19 protein-coding genes are annotated in these 15,424 nt (G+C 45.2%); 8 read left to right on the top strand and 11 right to left on the bottom strand.

Annotation, left to right across the window (positions count from 1 at the left end; translation table 11 throughout):
• Positions 1–16: 16 nt before the first annotated feature.
• Positions 17–1,606, bottom strand: coding sequence for a rhodanese homology domain-containing protein (locus DCO17_RS07145; protein WP_173956059.1), 1,590 nt, complete (start codon positions 1,604–1,606; stop codon positions 17–19).
• Between the two features lie 46 nt (positions 1,607–1,652).
• Complete coding sequence (locus DCO17_RS07140; RefSeq protein WP_173956058.1) at positions 1,653–2,624, bottom strand: Bug family tripartite tricarboxylate transporter substrate binding protein; 972 nt, start codon at positions 2,622–2,624, stop codon at positions 1,653–1,655.
• A gap of 163 nt (positions 2,625–2,787) precedes the next feature.
• Here DCO17_RS07140 and DCO17_RS07135 point away from each other — a divergent pair, with 163 nt between their 5' ends.
• Complete coding sequence (locus DCO17_RS07135) at positions 2,788–2,976, top strand: Hc1-related histone H1-like protein (protein WP_028819023.1); 189 nt, start codon at positions 2,788–2,790, stop codon at positions 2,974–2,976.
• A 56-nt stretch (positions 2,977–3,032) separates the two neighbouring features.
• Here DCO17_RS07135 and DCO17_RS07130 read toward each other — a convergent pair whose 3' ends face one another.
• Positions 3,033–3,335 (bottom strand): DUF1330 domain-containing protein, encoded by a 303-nt coding sequence (locus tag DCO17_RS07130; protein WP_254598733.1) that lies wholly within the window; start codon positions 3,333–3,335, stop codon positions 3,033–3,035.
• A 54-nt stretch (positions 3,336–3,389) separates the two neighbouring features.
• On the opposite strand from DCO17_RS07130, the gene DCO17_RS07125 reads away from it, so the two are divergent.
• Positions 3,390–3,659 carry a cupin domain-containing protein gene (locus tag DCO17_RS07125; protein ID WP_173956056.1) on the top strand — a complete coding sequence of 90 codons (270 nt, stop codon included), beginning with the start codon at positions 3,390–3,392 and terminating at the stop codon, positions 3,657–3,659.
• A gap of 12 nt (positions 3,660–3,671) precedes the next feature.
• Positions 3,672–4,550 carry a 3-hydroxyisobutyrate dehydrogenase gene (mmsB, locus tag DCO17_RS07120; RefSeq protein WP_173956055.1) on the top strand — a complete coding sequence of 293 codons (879 nt, stop codon included), beginning with the start codon at positions 3,672–3,674 and terminating at the stop codon, positions 4,548–4,550.
• 12 nt (positions 4,551–4,562) lie between these two features.
• Here the strand turns inward: mmsB and selD are convergent, their stop codons facing one another.
• The 6 genes from selD to DCO17_RS07090 all read right to left on the bottom strand — a co-directional run bounded on the left by selD (position 4,563) and on the right by DCO17_RS07090 (position 8,917).
• A complete protein-coding gene (gene selD / locus DCO17_RS07115) occupies positions 4,563–5,624 on the bottom strand; it encodes a selenide, water dikinase SelD (protein WP_173956054.1) in 1,062 nt (353 codons plus the stop codon).
• 31 nt (positions 5,625–5,655) lie between these two features.
• A complete protein-coding gene (locus DCO17_RS07110) occupies positions 5,656–6,198 on the bottom strand; it encodes a TlpA family protein disulfide reductase (RefSeq protein WP_173956053.1) in 543 nt (180 codons plus the stop codon).
• Between the two features lie 21 nt (positions 6,199–6,219).
• Positions 6,220–7,329, bottom strand: a complete 1,110-nt coding sequence (locus DCO17_RS07105; RefSeq protein ID WP_217425409.1) for a transglutaminase-like domain-containing protein — start codon at positions 7,327–7,329, stop codon at positions 6,220–6,222.
• 89 nt (positions 7,330–7,418) lie between these two features.
• Positions 7,419–8,006, bottom strand: a complete 588-nt coding sequence (locus DCO17_RS07100; protein ID WP_254598732.1) for a cysteine dioxygenase family protein — start codon at positions 8,004–8,006, stop codon at positions 7,419–7,421.
• Positions 8,007–8,024: 18 nt separating this feature from the next.
• The gene (locus tag DCO17_RS07095; protein WP_173956052.1) at positions 8,025–8,468 is read right to left on the bottom strand and encodes a YbgC/FadM family acyl-CoA thioesterase; all 444 of its coding nucleotides are present in this window, start codon (positions 8,466–8,468) and stop codon (positions 8,025–8,027) included.
• An 11-nt stretch (positions 8,469–8,479) separates the two neighbouring features.
• Complete coding sequence (locus tag DCO17_RS07090; protein WP_173956051.1) at positions 8,480–8,917, bottom strand: GNAT family N-acetyltransferase; 438 nt, start codon at positions 8,915–8,917, stop codon at positions 8,480–8,482.
• Between the two features lie 129 nt (positions 8,918–9,046).
• On the opposite strand from DCO17_RS07090, the gene DCO17_RS07085 reads away from it, so the two are divergent.
• A complete protein-coding gene (locus DCO17_RS07085) occupies positions 9,047–9,628 on the top strand; it encodes a hypothetical protein (RefSeq protein WP_173956050.1) in 582 nt (193 codons plus the stop codon).
• Between the two features lie 85 nt (positions 9,629–9,713).
• Here the strand turns inward: DCO17_RS07085 and DCO17_RS07080 are convergent, their stop codons facing one another.
• Positions 9,714–10,538: an ABC transporter substrate-binding protein gene (locus DCO17_RS07080; protein ID WP_173956049.1), complete on the bottom strand. Its 825-nt coding sequence runs from the start codon at positions 10,536–10,538 to the stop codon at positions 9,714–9,716.
• An 87-nt stretch (positions 10,539–10,625) separates the two neighbouring features.
• Here DCO17_RS07080 and DCO17_RS07075 point away from each other — a divergent pair, with 87 nt between their 5' ends.
• Complete coding sequence (locus DCO17_RS07075) at positions 10,626–11,648, top strand: substrate-binding domain-containing protein (protein WP_173956048.1); 1,023 nt, start codon at positions 10,626–10,628, stop codon at positions 11,646–11,648.
• Positions 11,649–11,676: 28 nt separating this feature from the next.
• Positions 11,677–12,432 (top strand): molybdate ABC transporter substrate-binding protein, encoded by a 756-nt coding sequence (modA, locus tag DCO17_RS07070; RefSeq protein ID WP_173956047.1) that lies wholly within the window; start codon positions 11,677–11,679, stop codon positions 12,430–12,432.
• A 12-nt stretch (positions 12,433–12,444) separates the two neighbouring features.
• Here modA and DCO17_RS07065 read toward each other — a convergent pair whose 3' ends face one another.
• A complete protein-coding gene (locus tag DCO17_RS07065; protein ID WP_173956046.1) occupies positions 12,445–13,065 on the bottom strand; it encodes an FMN-binding negative transcriptional regulator in 621 nt (206 codons plus the stop codon).
• 191 nt (positions 13,066–13,256) lie between these two features.
• Here DCO17_RS07065 and DCO17_RS07060 point away from each other — a divergent pair, with 191 nt between their 5' ends.
• Both DCO17_RS07060 and feoB read left to right on the top strand, forming a co-directional pair.
• On the top strand, positions 13,257–13,499 hold the full coding sequence (locus DCO17_RS07060; RefSeq protein WP_173956045.1) for a FeoA family protein: 243 nt from the start codon (positions 13,257–13,259) through the stop codon (positions 13,497–13,499).
• A complete protein-coding gene (gene feoB, locus DCO17_RS07055) occupies positions 13,492–15,405 on the top strand; it encodes a ferrous iron transporter B (protein WP_173956044.1) in 1,914 nt (637 codons plus the stop codon). The genes DCO17_RS07060 and feoB overlap by 8 nt, the downstream gene beginning before the upstream one ends.
• Positions 15,406–15,424: the final 19 nt, after the last annotated feature.

Genomic DNA, 15,424 nt, shown 5'->3' with positions numbered 1-15,424 from the left:
AAGTATTTGCAAGGACCTAGAGAACCCAGAAGTGATGGGTTCCGTCCTTGCCCAATTGCTCCACCAAACCAAACTCCCAATCTAAGTAAGCCTGCATAGCAGCTGGATCTACGCTAGTTCCTTCATATGGGCGCTTGTAGCGATCAAGGGGTGGTGAGGCAAGATGACTTGGACCTTTTTCGAGCTTTAGACCCGCATTAACCCAAGCAGCGTTACCACCATCAAGTATTAACACTTCCGCATCGGTGAGCGCTTGAAACTCTTGTGCCGCAAAAATACTCAGTTCACTTGGAGAGCTAGTCAAAACATAGCGGTCTACTTTGGGTAATTTGCTCATGGCATCCTGAAGTAATGATCGCAGCGCATACCAGCTACCTGGAATATGTCCCTTCACGTAGTTTGCGTGTGTACTGAAATCCACCACAATCGTATTGCTGTCAGATTTAAGCCAACTGGAAAGAGTGCTCGCATCAACATTTGCTACTTGAGGTAGTTGAGGTAGAGGGGGTTTCCATGTGCCTTGCTCAGTTAGGTCGGATGCTTTGATGCCATCTAATACATACACCTCCCAGGCCATTTGCGCTAACCAAGAAGCGGGCATATTTGCGCGAACACCGCCACCGCTGGGGTCTACGAGAACAATGCGCGCACCTCTAACGGGCGCAACCATTTCAGTTTCTTGAACGAGCTGGCCACCAGGTACAGAGCGAAAGCCAGGAAGATGACAGCGCTCATATTCTTCAGGAGTGCGGGTATCAAAAAAGTAAGTTGTTCTCTCCGATTGCTTCATCCAGTCACGAACATGATCGAGATTTGTACGCTTTACGCCAGCACGATCAGCCACGCTGCGAGCACGTGTAGCCGCCTCGTTAGTAGTGCTCTCGCTCACTTCCTTGAACTTACGACTTTGACCTTTGTCTAGCTCTTGCCCTGCCAGAGTCCAACCAATTGTGCCGTTACGCAAGGCATTGACTTCATTTGGTATGCCAGCATTAATCAATGATTGGGTGCCAATGATGCTGCGAGTTCTACCAGCGCAGTTGACGATTACTTTTGTCTTGGGGTTGGGTGCTAATTCAGGTAAACGCAAAACTAGCTCAGCGCCAGGAACGCTGATGCCAGTCGGAATACTCATAGTGTTGTATTCATCAAATCGGCGGACATCAACGATAACGACATCTTCTTTATTATCTATTAGTTGTTTCACTTCTTGAGCGGATAGTGAGGGGGTATGGCGCTTTGATTCCACAAGCTCGCCAAAGGATTTGCTTGGCACATTGACATCTATAAATATCTCTCCGCCAGCGTCCTTCCAGCCTTGAATGCCACCCTCAAAAACTGAAACATCAGTAAAGCCTAGATCGATTAATCGTTTTGCTGCTAATTCTGCATAGCCTTCGCCATCATCAAGCGTGACGATAGGTACATTTTTCTTGGGAAGTTTTGCAAAAGCGTCCACTTCAATGCGGGAGAGGGGTAGATTGGCTGCAAATAGAGGGTGTTGACGCGCATGAGGATCCTCTTCCCTAACATCTAAAAATGCAATTTCTTCTTTATTTAAAAGTTTGTTGCGAACAAAGGAATAGTTTTTTGTTGAAATGCCCATTTATATTTTGTGTCTCTTATTTTGTTTTAGGTTTTAATAAATGTTTTTAATCCAGCTTCGCACCTGATTTCTTGACCACCTCATGCCAACGTACAACTTCTTGGTTGATGAAGGTGTTCAATTCGGCACGGGTCATTTTGGGAACTGTTGCCCCCATGCCCGCCCAACGTTCTTTAATGTCTGGTGAGGCTAGGGCAGTTTGTACTTCAGTACTCATTTTGTCGACGATATCTTTTGGGGTTCCTTTGATGGTCCATAGCGCATACCAGCTAGAAACAACGAAGTTGCTGATGCCGAGCTCTTGAGCTGTAGGGACATTTGGGAAAGCAGGGCTACGTTGATTGCTGGCCACAGCAACTGCGATTAATTGGCCGCTCTTAATAAAAGGCGCAGCACCAGCAAGGGTGTCAAACATCATATCTACTTGACCAGCGACAACGTCTTGTAGTGCTGGCCCAGTACCGCGATAAGGGATATGCGTGATGAATAATTTATTTTGTATCTTAAATAGCTCGCCTGTTAGGTGCTGCGAAGTTCCATTTCCAGTTGAGGCGTAGTTGTATTTGCCAGGATGTTTACGAATTTCTTCAATGATAGATTTCAAATCATTCTTAGGAAACTTCGTAGGATTGACAACAATGACATGGGGTACGCTACCGATAATTGCAATCGGCTCAAAATCTTTGGTGATGTCATATGAAAGATTTTGATACATGCTGGGAGCGATAGAATGATGAACTGCGCCTAGTAACCAGGTATATCCATCAGGTGCCATTTTTGCCGCAGCTGCAGCGCCTACAGTGCCGCCTGCACCACCTCGGTTATCCACCACAATCGAGTCGTTCAACTGAACTGAGAGTTGCTTAGCTAATGGGCGCCCAAAGGCATCCACAGCCCCGCCAGGCGGGAAGGGGTTGATAAGGGTAATTGGGCGATTAGGAGCAGGCCAAGAGCCCGTTTGAGCGATTCCCAACTCAGAAAGTAGGCTGATAGCTAATAAAAGTAGGATTTTTTTCATTTTTTTCGCAGTTTTTTCAATATTTCCCATAATTAAAGCATGTCAGCTAAATGACTGAGTCTAAGAGTTATCCCTGATGAAAATGACCGTTTTTTACACTTTTTATAGGGATATACTGATTTCGCTGTAGGTATGACTATTTACTTGATTAATGGGAGACGAGATGTCACAACACGATACATTGTTAGCTGCTTTTGAAACTTATAAAGCTGAAAACGAGAAGTTCATTGAAAAAGGCATTAAGGCATCTGCTGCACGCGCCCGTAAGGCCTTGCAAGAGATTGCAGGTGCTTGCAAAGAGCGTCGCAAAGAAATCACTGCTGCAAAAGAAGCAATGGAAGCTAAGAAATAATTCTTGCCCTAATTGATCAAAAAAAGCCTGGCTTACAAAGCTGGGCTTTTTTGTTTTTAGCTCTCAACTCCAAAGAGGGTTAACCTCATTGCCTGACTGCGAATCTTCAGAAGGCTCTGGTATTCAGCGCTATGCGCCCAAGCATGAGCGTCTTCTTTGCTGGGAAAGTGCAATTCAACACAGGCGCTAAATGCCTCGCAGCCAAGTTCATTCCAAAAGATTTCTGTTAGCGAGCCTCTAAACTCGACGCTGCCTTTATATCGCTCGACCGTCTTGCCAACTTCGGCGCGATATTGCTCGAAAGCGGAATGGTCTGTAAGCTTAATTAAGCCGATGACTTTGACTGCCATAGTGTTCATGTCCTCAAGGAAGGGGCTGCTGAAAAGAGTGTATATCCACGCTATAGTTTCATTATGAATAAAGATCGATTTCTACAAGAATTGTCTCGGTTGGGGTATCCAGATCCTGTTGAAGTCACGCAACCGCCTGGCGGCCATCTTGATAGTCATACTCACCCATTTGCGGTTCGTGCACTTGTAGTGGATGGATATATCGAAATTGAATCGCAAGACGGACTAAGGAAATATGAAGCAGGGGATATGTTCGAGCTGGCGTATGAGCAGTCCCATTCAGAGGCTTATGGACCTACAGGGGTTAAGTATTTAGCATCACGTAAAAAATAAATTAGGATCAATATGAAAATCGGATTTATCGGGTTGGGCAATATGGGTTTGCCAATGGCAATCAATCTCCTGAAAGCGGGCCATGAGGTAACTGGTTTTGATTTAGTGCAAGGGCAGATTGAGGCATTTGCAAAAGCGGGCGGCAAAGTGGCCAAGAGCGCTAATGCGACAGCTGACGGAGCTGATGTTGTTATTAGTATGTTGCCTGCTTCACGTCACGTGGAGGGCTTGTATCTTGGCGCAAATGGTTTACTAACTAACGCTAACCCCAAAACGCTATTGATTGATTGCTCAACGATTTCACCAAAAGTTGCGCAAGCAGTTGCGGCAGAGGCAAAGGCTAAAGGTTTCGCCATGGTTGATGCGCCCGTGTCAGGTGGTACCGCTGGCGCTCAAGCAGGAACATTGACTTTCATGGTTGGGGGAGAAAATTCTGTCGTGGAATGCATTCGTCCAATCTTGGAGAAGATGGGTAAAAATATTTTTCATGCGGGCGGTAGTGGCGCAGGTCAGACGGTTAAGGTTTGCAACAATATGCTTTTGGGTATTCAGATGCTGGGGACTAGCGAAGCCTTACGTTTGGGAATTGCGAATGGCATGGATCCCAAGGTGCTCTCCGACATTATGTCTAAGAGTTCTGGTCGTAATTGGGCGTTAGAGTTATATAACCCTTGTCCTGGAGTAATGGAAAACGTGCCTTCATCAAAGGACTATGCCGGTGGATTTGGAGTGGACCTCATGCTCAAAGATATGGGCTTGGCTATCGAGAATGCTCAAGACCTTGGGGCAAGTGTTCCACTGGGCGAGCTATCTCGACAACTTTACGAGTCTCACAGCAAAGCAGGAAATGGTCAGCTCGATTTCTCAAGCGTATTTAATCTAAAAGACTAACTTAAGATTGGCTTACGAAACGGCCAGAGGCTTGCCTTGGCGTTTGCTCATTTGACCAATCACGCGAGCGCCCAAAAAATGATGTTGGTTAAAGATATCCAAGACTTCTTTAACAGACTCAGGGCTGCACGATACTAATAAGCCGCCACTGGTTTGAGGGTCGGTTAAGAGGGCGCGTTGCGCTGTAGTGAAATCCGCAGGAATACCCACCTCGTCGCCATAACTTAGCCAATTACGATCCGACGCTCCAGTAATAACTCCATCATCGGCAAGATTTTGAACATTGGAGAGTAGGGGTACCTGACTCCAATCGATGTGAGCAGTGCAATTAGAGGCACGAGCTAGCTCAAGAGTATGACCAGCTAAGCCAAATCCAGTGACATCGGTTAATGCATGCACGCCATTGATTTTTGCTAAGTCTGGTCCAGCAGAGTTCAGTTTCGTGGTGTTGGAAATCATCTCGCGATAACCATCGGGACCGAGCATATCTTTCTTGAGAGCTGCAGACAAAATACCTACACCCAATGGCTTGCCAAGTATAAGAACATCTCCAGCTTGAGCGCTTGCATTACTTTTAACGTGCTTAGGATCAACGATGCCAATGGCAACTAGTCCATAGATCGGCTCAACCGAATCAATTGTGTGACCACCAGCAATAGGAATACCTGCGCTACGACAAGCCTCCGCACCACCTTCCAAAATTCTGGCAATCGTTTTGTTGGAGAGTACTTTGATAGGCATGCCAACCAAAGCAAGCGCGAAGAGCGGTGTACCACCCATGGCATAGATATCACTGATCGCATTAGTCGCCGCAATTTTTCCAAAATCAAATGGATCATCCACGATGGGCATAAAGAAGTCAGTCGTAGCAACGATTGCTTGCGATTCATTGATCTGATATACGGCAGCATCATCCGATGTTTCAATGCCAATCAAGAGTTCTTTAGGAAAAGGCAATTGCGGAACATTCTTCAGGATCTCAGAGAGAACACCAGGCGCGATTTTGCAGCCACAGCCACCCCCATGTGAGAGAGAGGTAAGGCGTGGTTCGATAGGAGTGGTTGCTGTAGTCATATGGTTAGGGTATCAGAAGATCGAAATTGCACTATTGGCGAAGTAAGACCTCAATCTTGCCTTTTACTTCCTCGCTATCGACATTCTCTATAGCCCCAATCCAAATACCTTCTATCTTGCCATTCTTGCCCACCAAGAATGTTGTTGGTATTCCGCGCGCCTTCCAGGATTTATAGGTCGTGCTATTGCGATCGAGCAGTATTTCAATGCCATTTTCAGGAAGCCCGCTTCCTTTAAGAAATTGCGTAATACGAGGCTTCATTTCCGTAAGATTGATCGCGAATACTTTTAACCCTTTACCGCCATAGTTTTCCTGAAGCTGAATCAACTCTTCAAACTCAGCGCGGCAAGGCTCACACCAACTTGCCCAGAAGTTAACTACTAAAACCTTGCCCTTGAACTCAGATAAATCAACTGGCTTTCCTGAAAGGTTGTTCAGTTGAGTTGGGGGTGTCTGGGTTAAGCCAACTTTGGATGCCGGTTGCCATTGGGCGTTGACGCTCGATGCAACACAAGTGAGAAAAACAAAAGCCAGTGCTAGAGCAACGTCTAGAACTGGCTTGGTATATCTCATTAAAAGCAATCCCTTAAATGATTAAGAGATTTGACGGCTGGTGATCTTGTATTTGAAGTTATCAGGATCAAGTGAGTCAAAACGACCTTCTGTATTTTCTGCTTGTGGATACATTAAGAATGGGATGTCAGCCTTGCTTCCAAGTTTTGATCCTGGGAGTGCGATGTCATGGCCATAGTTGTAGGCCATCCAATTCATTTCCCAATTACCAAAGAGGTAATCACGAATAGCCAATACTTTTGGATCGTTTACTGCGAGACCACCAGTTTCTTCTAGGATTACTTTGCGCACATCGGCAGGATCAACAGGCATCCAGCCATAACCAGTAGCGTAGAACTCAGCACGGCAGTGTTGCGCTTTAGTGATATCGCCTGATTTACCTAGGCTCTTGTAACCGCGAGCGGAGTCTGCAATACGGATACCGTAAACATCACGAGCTGGAATGCCGGCAGAGCGGGCAAGCGCCACAAATACCGCATTGATATCAGCGCACTTACCGCCGAGATTATTGGTTTCAAGCATCAACTTCACGTCGCCTTGACCGCAGCCACGAGTCTTTGGATCACGATGGGTGTTATCAACTACCCAGTTGTAGATTGCTTTGGCTTTTTCAACATCAGTTGCATTAGCTGGCACATTTGCAAGACATTCTTGTGCCTTAGCCTTCACGATGCCATCAGTTGGTAGATATTTTGTGCCGCGTGTCCAATAACTCTTCTCTGCTTTTGAAAGAGTTAATGCGGGATTGGCTTGATTAATTTCAAGATTGCGATTGCAGGTGCTTACCAGTATCGATACTTTGACGCTGTGATTCGTCGCGGATTTGTCCCACTTTGTCCAGAGCATGCGTGCTTGCTTGTCTGCAGTTTCATAAATTTGATTGACTGCTTTAGGATCGCTAGACTCTGGTCTGATTGCTAGAGTGCGGAAGTAGTTCGTATCAAAAACGAGAGGCAATGGAATCCATGTTTCCGCAAAGCCATTGGGCGATTCCAAATTGACTTCTGTGACGATTTCATAAGTTGACCAATTCGGATTGGCTTGAGCGAATGCAGAAGAAATTGGATTGAGTGTTGGCAGAGCAAATGCACCCGCAATAGTTTTAATAGCTGAGCGACGAGAAATAGTCATGGTTTTCCGAGTGATAAATAGAAAAGGGCGAAGGCATCAGACTGCATGCCGCGATAACCTGTCTATTTTAGCGAATCAGGTTGCTGTTACTAAGGATTCCAAAGATTGGGAATTAAGGTATTGGCGTAGCCAGATACAAAGGGTTTCTCGGCGCCGGTAACTGGATCGAAGACGGAGCGCTGAATTCTGCCGATATTGCCGCCATAAACATGAATGCTGATTGACGTTTGATCTGAAAGATTGTTCTCCACCACATGGATATCGTGCGTCTTCGGAGAGACAGTGTCGACATGACCCGGAGGGCAGATGCAAGGATCACCTGCTTTAAATCCACCTTCAGGCTGTCGATGGTAGGGCGTACCTTTTTCTTCGCCACGTAATTGCCCGACCATGCCCCAAACCGTATGGTTATGGACAGGCGTCTTTTGTCCAGGACCCCAGACAAAACTCACAATGGAGAAACGATCTAATGGGTCTGCATACAGAAGATATTGCTGGTAATACTGCGGATGCGGCTTTGTAAATTCCGCTGGAAGCCAGTCATCTACCGCAATAAGATCCTGGAGCAGTTTTTTGCCTTTAGTAAAAATAATTTCTTCGCTGGGATTCTGATCAAGCAGTTGACTTAATTCTTTAACAAAGGTGAGAAGCTTGCCATCGACCATCATTTTCTCCATCGTAGAAATACCTCCGGTCTATTGGTCTTGAAACAACCACTCGGGCCACGCCTTCGGTTTAAGCGTATTGGTATCAACACAGACAATGTGAAGCGTAGCGCTGGCAATGACTTGCATTTCATCGCTATCGGGAAGCTTGCGTTGAGCGGTTTGCTTAACGCTGACTTGCGTGCGACCACGATGCTCAATCACTTGGTCAATATGCAAGAGGTCATCCAGTCTGCCTGGTTTGTAGAAGTTCATAGTGAGCTCACGAACTGGCATCACTATATTGAACTCATTCATGAGCTTGGTTGGGCTTTGGCCACGTTGCGCAAGCCATTCTGCACGGCTACGTTCAAAGATTTCAAGGTAACGACCGTGATAGACAAAACCAGCTGCATCGGTATCGGAATAACAAACGCGATGAACGTAAGTAAATTCGGCAAGGGCGGAAGGGTTTGGGTTGGTGGAGTTGGTCATAGAAAGCAAATCTAGATTGGTAATACCATCATCATATTACGGTGAGGGATGCCTGCTTCATCGTATATAGGCCCATTGGCTATAAAACCAAGCTTTTCATAGAATGGAATTGCGCTTACTTGGGCGTGCAATGTGAGGGAGGAAATCCCTTTTGATTTTGCAGTGCCAATCAGTGCCTTCATGATTTCTCGGCCTAGCCCTTTATTGCGAAATGAGGGCAATACCGCCATGCGTCCAATCTGGCCAAAACCTTCATTATTAATATGCAATCTAGCTGTCCCAATGCAGGTATTGTCAGAGTAGGCAAGGACGTGGAAGGCTGCAGGGTCGAATTCATCGATTTCAAGATCTTCTGGCACTTTCTGCTCGAGGATAAAAACCTCGTGCCTGACCTTAAAGGCGTTTTTTTGAGCTTCTTGCCACGGTCTAATGAGGATGTCCAAATGCATAGGTCTTTTGTAGATAATCCTCCCAATTTATCAAATAAATCCCTGATTGGAAGCTTATTAATTGTGGTTACAATAAAAATAGCGATTCGTTCTTGAATCCATAAACCCTTTATTCAATTAGGAGTTACTTTGAAGAAATCTTTACTTGCTGGCTTATTCGCCGCTATTGGTGTTGCCTTTACCGCTTCCGCATTTGCTCAATTGCCTACAAAAATGTTGCCTTTGGCTGCTGATGTAGTTGTGCTTGGTGCGACTGTTGATTCAGTTGATGCAAAAAAACGTATCGTTGTCTTGAAAGACGCGAACGGCAATTTGGCGCAGATGAACGTTGCTAAGTCTGTAAATGACTTGGACAAAGTAAAGAAGGGGGATGTTTTCTTGGTTGAGCATGCGCAAGCGATTGCAGTTGGATTAACTGCCGCTGGGAAAGATGCTAAACCAGGTGTTTCTGGTGTGCGTTCTGTTGTGATTGCTGGTAAAGGATCTGCAAAACCATTCGAAGAAACTACTGATACGATTTATGCAACAGTAAAGATCGGCACAATCGATCAAAAAACCCGCATCGTAACTTTTACAATGCCTAGCGGTGAGAAGCAAAAGGTTAAGGTTGATCCAAGCGTTCTCGGTCTCGAGAAATTTAAAGCTGGTGACGATGTCATGGTTGAGTTTGTGGACGATACCGCGATTGGTTTTGTAACACCTAAGAAGTAATTCTTAATATGCAATACGCTGGATTAATCCAGCTAAAAGAAAAGCCCGCAAATGCGGGCTTTTTCTATAGGGTAATCAAAAACGGCTATTTCTTCGCATTGGGAAAGAAGAGTTGCTCTCCACCAATTTGATAGCTTGCAATCACGTCTTGACCATTCTTGGAAACTAACCAATCAATAAATGCCTGTCCCTCCGCTTTCTTGACCGAAGGGAATTTCGCTGGGTTCACCAACATCACGCCATATTGATTAAAGAGTTTGGGGTCGCCTTGAACAAGGATTGTTAAGTCGCCACGATTTTTAAAGCTTAACCATGTGCCTCGATCGGCAAGAATGTAGCCATTCATTGCGGAAGCGGTGTTAAGAGCAGGGCCCATGCCCGATCCTGTTTCTTTGTACCAAGACTGACTTGGTGAAACAGCAATGCCTGCACCTTTCCAATAACGAAGTTCAGCAGCATGTGTACCGCTTTTATCTCCACGGGAGATAAAAGGCGCTTGCGCTGCGGCAATTTTCTGGAATGCTGTTTGAATGTCTTTGCCACCGCCCACTTTCGCAGGATCAGACTTGGGGCCAATCAATATAAAGTCGTTGTACATGACTTCATAGCGTTTTGTCGCATAGCCGTCTTGTACAAATTGCTCTTCAGCGGGTTTGTCATGCACAAAGACCACATCAGCATCACCACGACGACCAATGTCTAGTGCTTGACCAGTGCCAACAGCGACAACTTTGACATCAATACCTGATTTCATCTTAAAGATAGGCAGGATGTATCCAAATAAGCCAGACTGCTCAGTAGATGTTGTGGAAGAAATAATGATGCTTTTTTCCTGGGCTTGAGCATTCGGAGCCAAGACTGCACTTATGAGTGCAAGACTTAATAAAAGTGAGTGAAAAAGCTTTTTCATGAAATTCCTCAATTAAATGCTATGGGGGTTGTGTAAATTTGTATCATCGCATACATTAATACTTAATGAATATGCAAAAAATTACATATGCGAATTGAAGCTCGACCAACCCTGATTCTGAATACCCAAGACCCCGAGAGGGATGCCATTGATCTTTACTGGTTAGTAGGGTTATTGAAGGATATTCGTGGCGGTAGTTCATTGGTTTTGGCTAGCAAGAACTCTGGCATCTCATATCGTGGAGTTTGGGGAAAATTGAATCAGGTGGAGGCAAGCCTTGGCATACCTTTGATGATTCGCACTAAAGGCCATGGATCCAAGTTGACAGAGTTCGGCTCATTTCTATGTCAATTCATTGAAGAAATGCAAGGGTCTTATGCGCAACATGGAGTGAGCTATCAAGATGCTTTGCAAAGAGAAATCAAGAAACACCAGAAGCTAGAGGGTGCTCGCTGGAGCTTTTATTCCAGCAGTGATTCAATCATTCAGAAAGCTGCTGCTGAGGTTAAAGGATTCGGTTTAAAGATTGCTGGATCCGGAGAGTCTTTAGAGCAGCTATTGAACAACAATGCCCATATTGCTGGCTATCACGTATCAGATGAAAAAAGTTCACAGGTAATACATCAGCGATTGCGTAAGCACAATATTGAAATCTTTCCCGTGATGAAGCGCACGCAGGGCTTCATTGTGAAGAAGGGAAATCCATTTCATATTCAGGCGATAGAGGATTTGCTTAACCCTAAAATTCGATTTATCAACCGCCAGATTGGCTCTGGTACGAGGCTATTACTTGATACCTTATTGCTGGAGCAGGGTATTGAGCCGGCAGACATTAATGGCTACCTTCATGAAGAATTTACCCATTCCGCGGTTGCCAACGCGATTTTGGCTGGTAAGGCTGACGTTGGCCTTGGGGTTAAAAATATCGCATTAGAAAATGGACTGGGTTTCGTGCCACTAAAAGATGAGATATTTTTCATCGCCATGCATAAAGATATGCTTTCTCATCCAGAGTCATCTAAGTTGATTCGTAAGATCCGTAGTTACTCAGGAAACACGTCAGGCTATAAATCTATTAGTCTGAATCGCCAAGTTCAAAATTGGCTCTAGAGTTGGTGATTGACTAGAATAGTTTCCCATGTCACTTTTCTCAACTTCACTGCTAGCTCCCCTTTTGTTATGTGCAAACATTGCGTTTGCACAAAGCACAACGGTTGCCGTTGCCGCCAATATGAAAGATGCTTTTGCTGAAATTTCATCAGCATTTAAATCAACCGGCAAGACAGATATGAGGGTGGTTTATGGCTCGTCAGGCAATTTCACTGCTCAGATCATGAATGGTGCGCCATTTAATTTGTTTATTGCTGCGGATGAACATTTCCCAATGGAGCTTTATAAGAACGGCAAGACGATTGATGAGGGAGCTGTTTACGCCATAGGTAAGTTGGCCTTGATTGCTAAAACGAATTCAGGAATCGTGTTGATGGATAACAAAGCGGAGTTGGCAAAAGCGATTGCTAAGGCTAACAAGGTTGCGATTGCCAAGCCAGAGTTAGCGCCTTATGGAAAAGCGGCGGTTGAGTTCTTAAAGGCTGAAGGGTTATGGGATCTTGCTAAAGATAAATTGGTTTACGGAGACAACATCGGAGTCGCAACGACCTATGTTGTAACTGGAGCTGCAGAGATTGGCTTTACTGCACTTTCTCTTGCCAAGTCACCCGAGGTGATTAAAGAAACAAATTTCATTCCGCTCAACCCTAAACTTTATGACCCTATCAGACAAAGAATGGTTCTGGTTAAGGGCGCGCCGCAGGAGGCCAAAGATCTGTATCGATTTATGCAGGGTGCTCAGGCTAAGGCAATCTTGATTAAGTATGGTTACGCAATACCTTAGCTAATAATTAAATTACGGCTTCATGTATTGGCGCATAGCCTGCAGCATTTCTTGAGGCGATTGGTCTAACTCATCCACTACCGCAGCGTAGTCCTCAGGAGGCCGATTTTGGCTAAGCTTAAATTTGCCAACTAGATTCTGAATATCGATTTCAATACCGACAATCGCTTTCAGCATAGTCTGCACATATTCCTCTGGGGCATCATCTAGTTTCCAGTTGGATTGATAGGTGGGCTCATGAATATCAGTCATTTGGGCTACATGACTTCTGAGCCACTGCGCATCTTCAATGAGTTTGATATTGCCTTGCGCATGAACTACCGCATAGTTCCAGGTCGGCACTACTTTCCCCGATTCTTTTTTTGATGGATACCATGCAGGTGTGATGTAAGCATTGGGCCCGTTGAAGATTGCAGTGACTGATGTATCTGAACTCTGCGCAATCTTCATGAGTGGATTCATTCTGGCGATATGACCATATAACTTCTTTTTATCGGCACTTAACATCAAGGGCACGTGGTTAACTTCGAGTTGACCGTTGAGATTGCCAGCAATGGTAGCGAGCGGATACTCATGAATGATCTGCGCTAGTAGGGTTGGGTTATCTATAGCAAAGTGTTTTGGTAAGTACATGATGATCTATGGATAAGAGTTTTAATCAGTATGCATTAGTGCCCACACTTTTGTTTTGGATCAAGCATTGAGGACTAAAAATCCCGCATTATTGCCCTGAAATCCCATCATTTTGCATGAATGATATTCATTCTCATTTGTCGCTATAATGAGCTATCAGCAGGCAAAACCAATCGTATTGAACACATTGCATGAATTTAGACCAAGTCAGTCTAGGCAGTCTTTATCGGGTGAGCGTCGTAAATGCACCTAAAGGTGCCCCTCAAATTAAGGGGCAGTTGGAGGATATTGGTTTTTTGCCGGGCGAGCAGGTCACTTTATTGCGTAAGGGTCTCCTAAAAAAAGGGCCTTATCTTGTTCGGGTGGGTGCCTCGACATTTGCATTGCGCCACTCCGAAGCGCGCATGATTGAAGTGGAGTCGGTCAATGACTGAGTCCACAGTTCATTTTTTTCCAAGTGAACCTCTCGTTGCCTTATTGGGAAATCCCAATTGCGGAAAAACTGCACTATTTAATTTACTCACTGGCAGTCGACAAAAGGTTGCTAATTACTCTGGTGTTACTGTTGAACGCAAAGAGGGGCGCTTAACTTTAGCCTCAGGAAAAAGTGTTCGCATATTGGATTTGCCGGGTGCTTATAGTCTTTATCCTAGATCGCTTGATGAGCGCGTCACTTGCAATGTGTTGTTGGGCAGGGCGGAGGGTGAGAAGCGTCCCGATTTGGTTCTATGTATTTTGAGTGCAATGAACTTACGTCGTAATCTGCGTCTAGTATTAGCCGCAAAGCGATTGGGTTTGCCTTGCGTGGTTGTTCTCAATATGCTTGATATTGCTAAGCGGCAAGGTTTAGAGATTGATACGACAGCGCTTTCAAAAGAGCTAGGTTTGCCAGTTGTAACTAGTGTGGGCATTCAGACCAATGGCGCTGATGAGATCAAGTCATTTTTGGCGGAACTAGACTGGCGTAATCTCAATACGCTACGCACAGGCACTGGTGATGCCACTCTAGAAAATGTGGCTTCACATATCGCTCATGCTGAGGCTGACAATGTGCAGGTGCAACGCATCTTACAAAACTTAGGCTTAGATCAAATCATTCCTGATCGCCTGAGTGATCGATTAGATTCGGTCTTATTACACCCAGTAATGGGCCCCATTATTTTAGTGGCGTTGCTCTTCTTTATATTCCAGGCGGTATTTAGTTGGGCTACGGTACCCATGGAAATGATTAAGACTTCAGTTGAATATCTCGGCGGTCAAATCAGCAGCATTCTTCCGGATACATGGCTACGTAGTTTGCTGATCAATGGCATTCTGGCGGGTCTTGGTGGTGTAGTGATTTTCTTGCCTCAAATTTTGATTTTGTTTTTCTTTATTTTGTTGCTCGAAGAGTCTGGCTACTTGCCAAGGGCTGCTTATCTATTGGATAGGGTAATGGGGTCGGTGGGTTTGTCTGGCCGCTCATTTATTCCTTTGCTTTCAAGTTTTGCCTGCGCAATTCCTGGAATTATGGCGACAAGAAGTATTTCTAATACGCGTGATCGCTTGGTAACTATTTTGATTGCGCCCATGATGACTTGCTCAGCGCGTTTGCCGGTATACGCATTATTGATCTCTGCATTTATTCCTCAGCAAAAGCTATGGGGCAATATTGATTTGCAGGGATTGGTGTTGTTCTTGCTTTATCTTGCTGGAATATTAGGGGCAATGGGGGTTGCTTGGGTCTTAAAGCGCTTTGCGAGTGAGCAGTTCCGCACCAATGTGTTGATGATGGAGTTGCCTAGTTATCACCTTCCTCGAATAGGCAATCTGGCCATTAGCTTATGGCAGCGTGCGGAAATCTTCTTGCACCGAGTTGGCGGCGTCATATTGGTAATGACAATTGGGCTCTGGGTACTCTCTAGCTTTCCGTTGCCGCCAGAAGGTGCAACCTTACCGCCGATTGAATATAGTTTCGCGGGTATGTTGGGTGAAGCGCTGGCACACATCTTTTCACCTATCGGATTTAACTGGCAAATCAGTATTGCCTTAGTTCCTGGAATGGCTGCACGTGAAGTAGTGGTGAGTTCATTGGCTACGGTTTACGCTTTATCCAGCTCAAGCGCGGATGCTGCTGAGGCATTGATACCGCTGATTTCTAGTGATTGGTCCTTGGCTACCGCGCTTTCCCTATTGGCATGGTTTGTATTTGCCCCTCAGTGTCTATCCACTATCGCTGCCGTTAAGCGCGAAACCGGTGGATGGAAGATTCCAGCCGTGATGTTGAGTTACTTGTTCGGACTAGCATATATAGCATCCTTCATTACCTATCGCATCGCCGTTCATTTTGGATTGGGATGATTGGGATAGGCGTGAATAC

Origin of the sequence: Polynucleobacter tropicus (genome assembly GCF_013307225.1) — a bacterium.
In the GTDB taxonomy this organism is placed as follows: Bacteria; Pseudomonadota; Gammaproteobacteria; order Burkholderiales; family Burkholderiaceae; genus Polynucleobacter; species Polynucleobacter tropicus.
This window is presented reverse-complemented; position numbering and strand designations above follow the sequence as displayed.

Excerpts from the sequence above, each read along its gene's own strand:
- DCO17_RS07145 (WP_173956059.1), bottom strand. The coding sequence starts at position 1,606 with ATGGGCATTTCAACAAAAAACTATTCCTTTGTTCGCAACAAACTTTTA.
- DCO17_RS07140 (WP_173956058.1), bottom strand. The coding sequence starts at position 2,624 with ATGAAAAAAATCCTACTTTTATTAGCTATCAGCCTACTTTCTGAGTTG.
- DCO17_RS07135 (WP_028819023.1), top strand. The coding sequence starts at position 2,788 with ATGTCACAACACGATACATTGTTAGCTGCTTTTGAAACTTATAAAGCT.
- DCO17_RS07130 (WP_254598733.1), bottom strand. The coding sequence starts at position 3,335 with ATGAACACTATGGCAGTCAAAGTCATCGGCTTAATTAAGCTTACAGAC.
- DCO17_RS07125 (WP_173956056.1), top strand. The coding sequence starts at position 3,390 with ATGAATAAAGATCGATTTCTACAAGAATTGTCTCGGTTGGGGTATCCA.
- mmsB (WP_173956055.1), top strand. The coding sequence starts at position 3,672 with ATGAAAATCGGATTTATCGGGTTGGGCAATATGGGTTTGCCAATGGCA.
- selD (WP_173956054.1), bottom strand. The coding sequence starts at position 5,624 with ATGACTACAGCAACCACTCCTATCGAACCACGCCTTACCTCTCTCTCA.
- DCO17_RS07110 (WP_173956053.1), bottom strand. The coding sequence starts at position 6,198 with ATGAGATATACCAAGCCAGTTCTAGACGTTGCTCTAGCACTGGCTTTT.
- DCO17_RS07105 (WP_217425409.1), bottom strand. The coding sequence starts at position 7,329 with ATGACTATTTCTCGTCGCTCAGCTATTAAAACTATTGCGGGTGCATTT.
- DCO17_RS07100 (WP_254598732.1), bottom strand. The coding sequence starts at position 8,006 with ATGGAGAAAATGATGGTCGATGGCAAGCTTCTCACCTTTGTTAAAGAA.
- DCO17_RS07095 (WP_173956052.1), bottom strand. The coding sequence starts at position 8,468 with ATGACCAACTCCACCAACCCAAACCCTTCCGCCCTTGCCGAATTTACT.
- DCO17_RS07090 (WP_173956051.1), bottom strand. The coding sequence starts at position 8,917 with ATGCATTTGGACATCCTCATTAGACCGTGGCAAGAAGCTCAAAAAAAC.
- DCO17_RS07080 (WP_173956049.1), bottom strand. The coding sequence starts at position 10,538 with ATGAAAAAGCTTTTTCACTCACTTTTATTAAGTCTTGCACTCATAAGT.
- DCO17_RS07075 (WP_173956048.1), top strand. The coding sequence starts at position 10,626 with ATGCGAATTGAAGCTCGACCAACCCTGATTCTGAATACCCAAGACCCC.
- modA (WP_173956047.1), top strand. The coding sequence starts at position 11,677 with ATGTCACTTTTCTCAACTTCACTGCTAGCTCCCCTTTTGTTATGTGCA.
- DCO17_RS07065 (WP_173956046.1), bottom strand. The coding sequence starts at position 13,065 with ATGTACTTACCAAAACACTTTGCTATAGATAACCCAACCCTACTAGCG.
- DCO17_RS07060 (WP_173956045.1), top strand. The coding sequence starts at position 13,257 with ATGAATTTAGACCAAGTCAGTCTAGGCAGTCTTTATCGGGTGAGCGTC.
- feoB (WP_173956044.1), top strand. The coding sequence starts at position 13,492 with ATGACTGAGTCCACAGTTCATTTTTTTCCAAGTGAACCTCTCGTTGCC.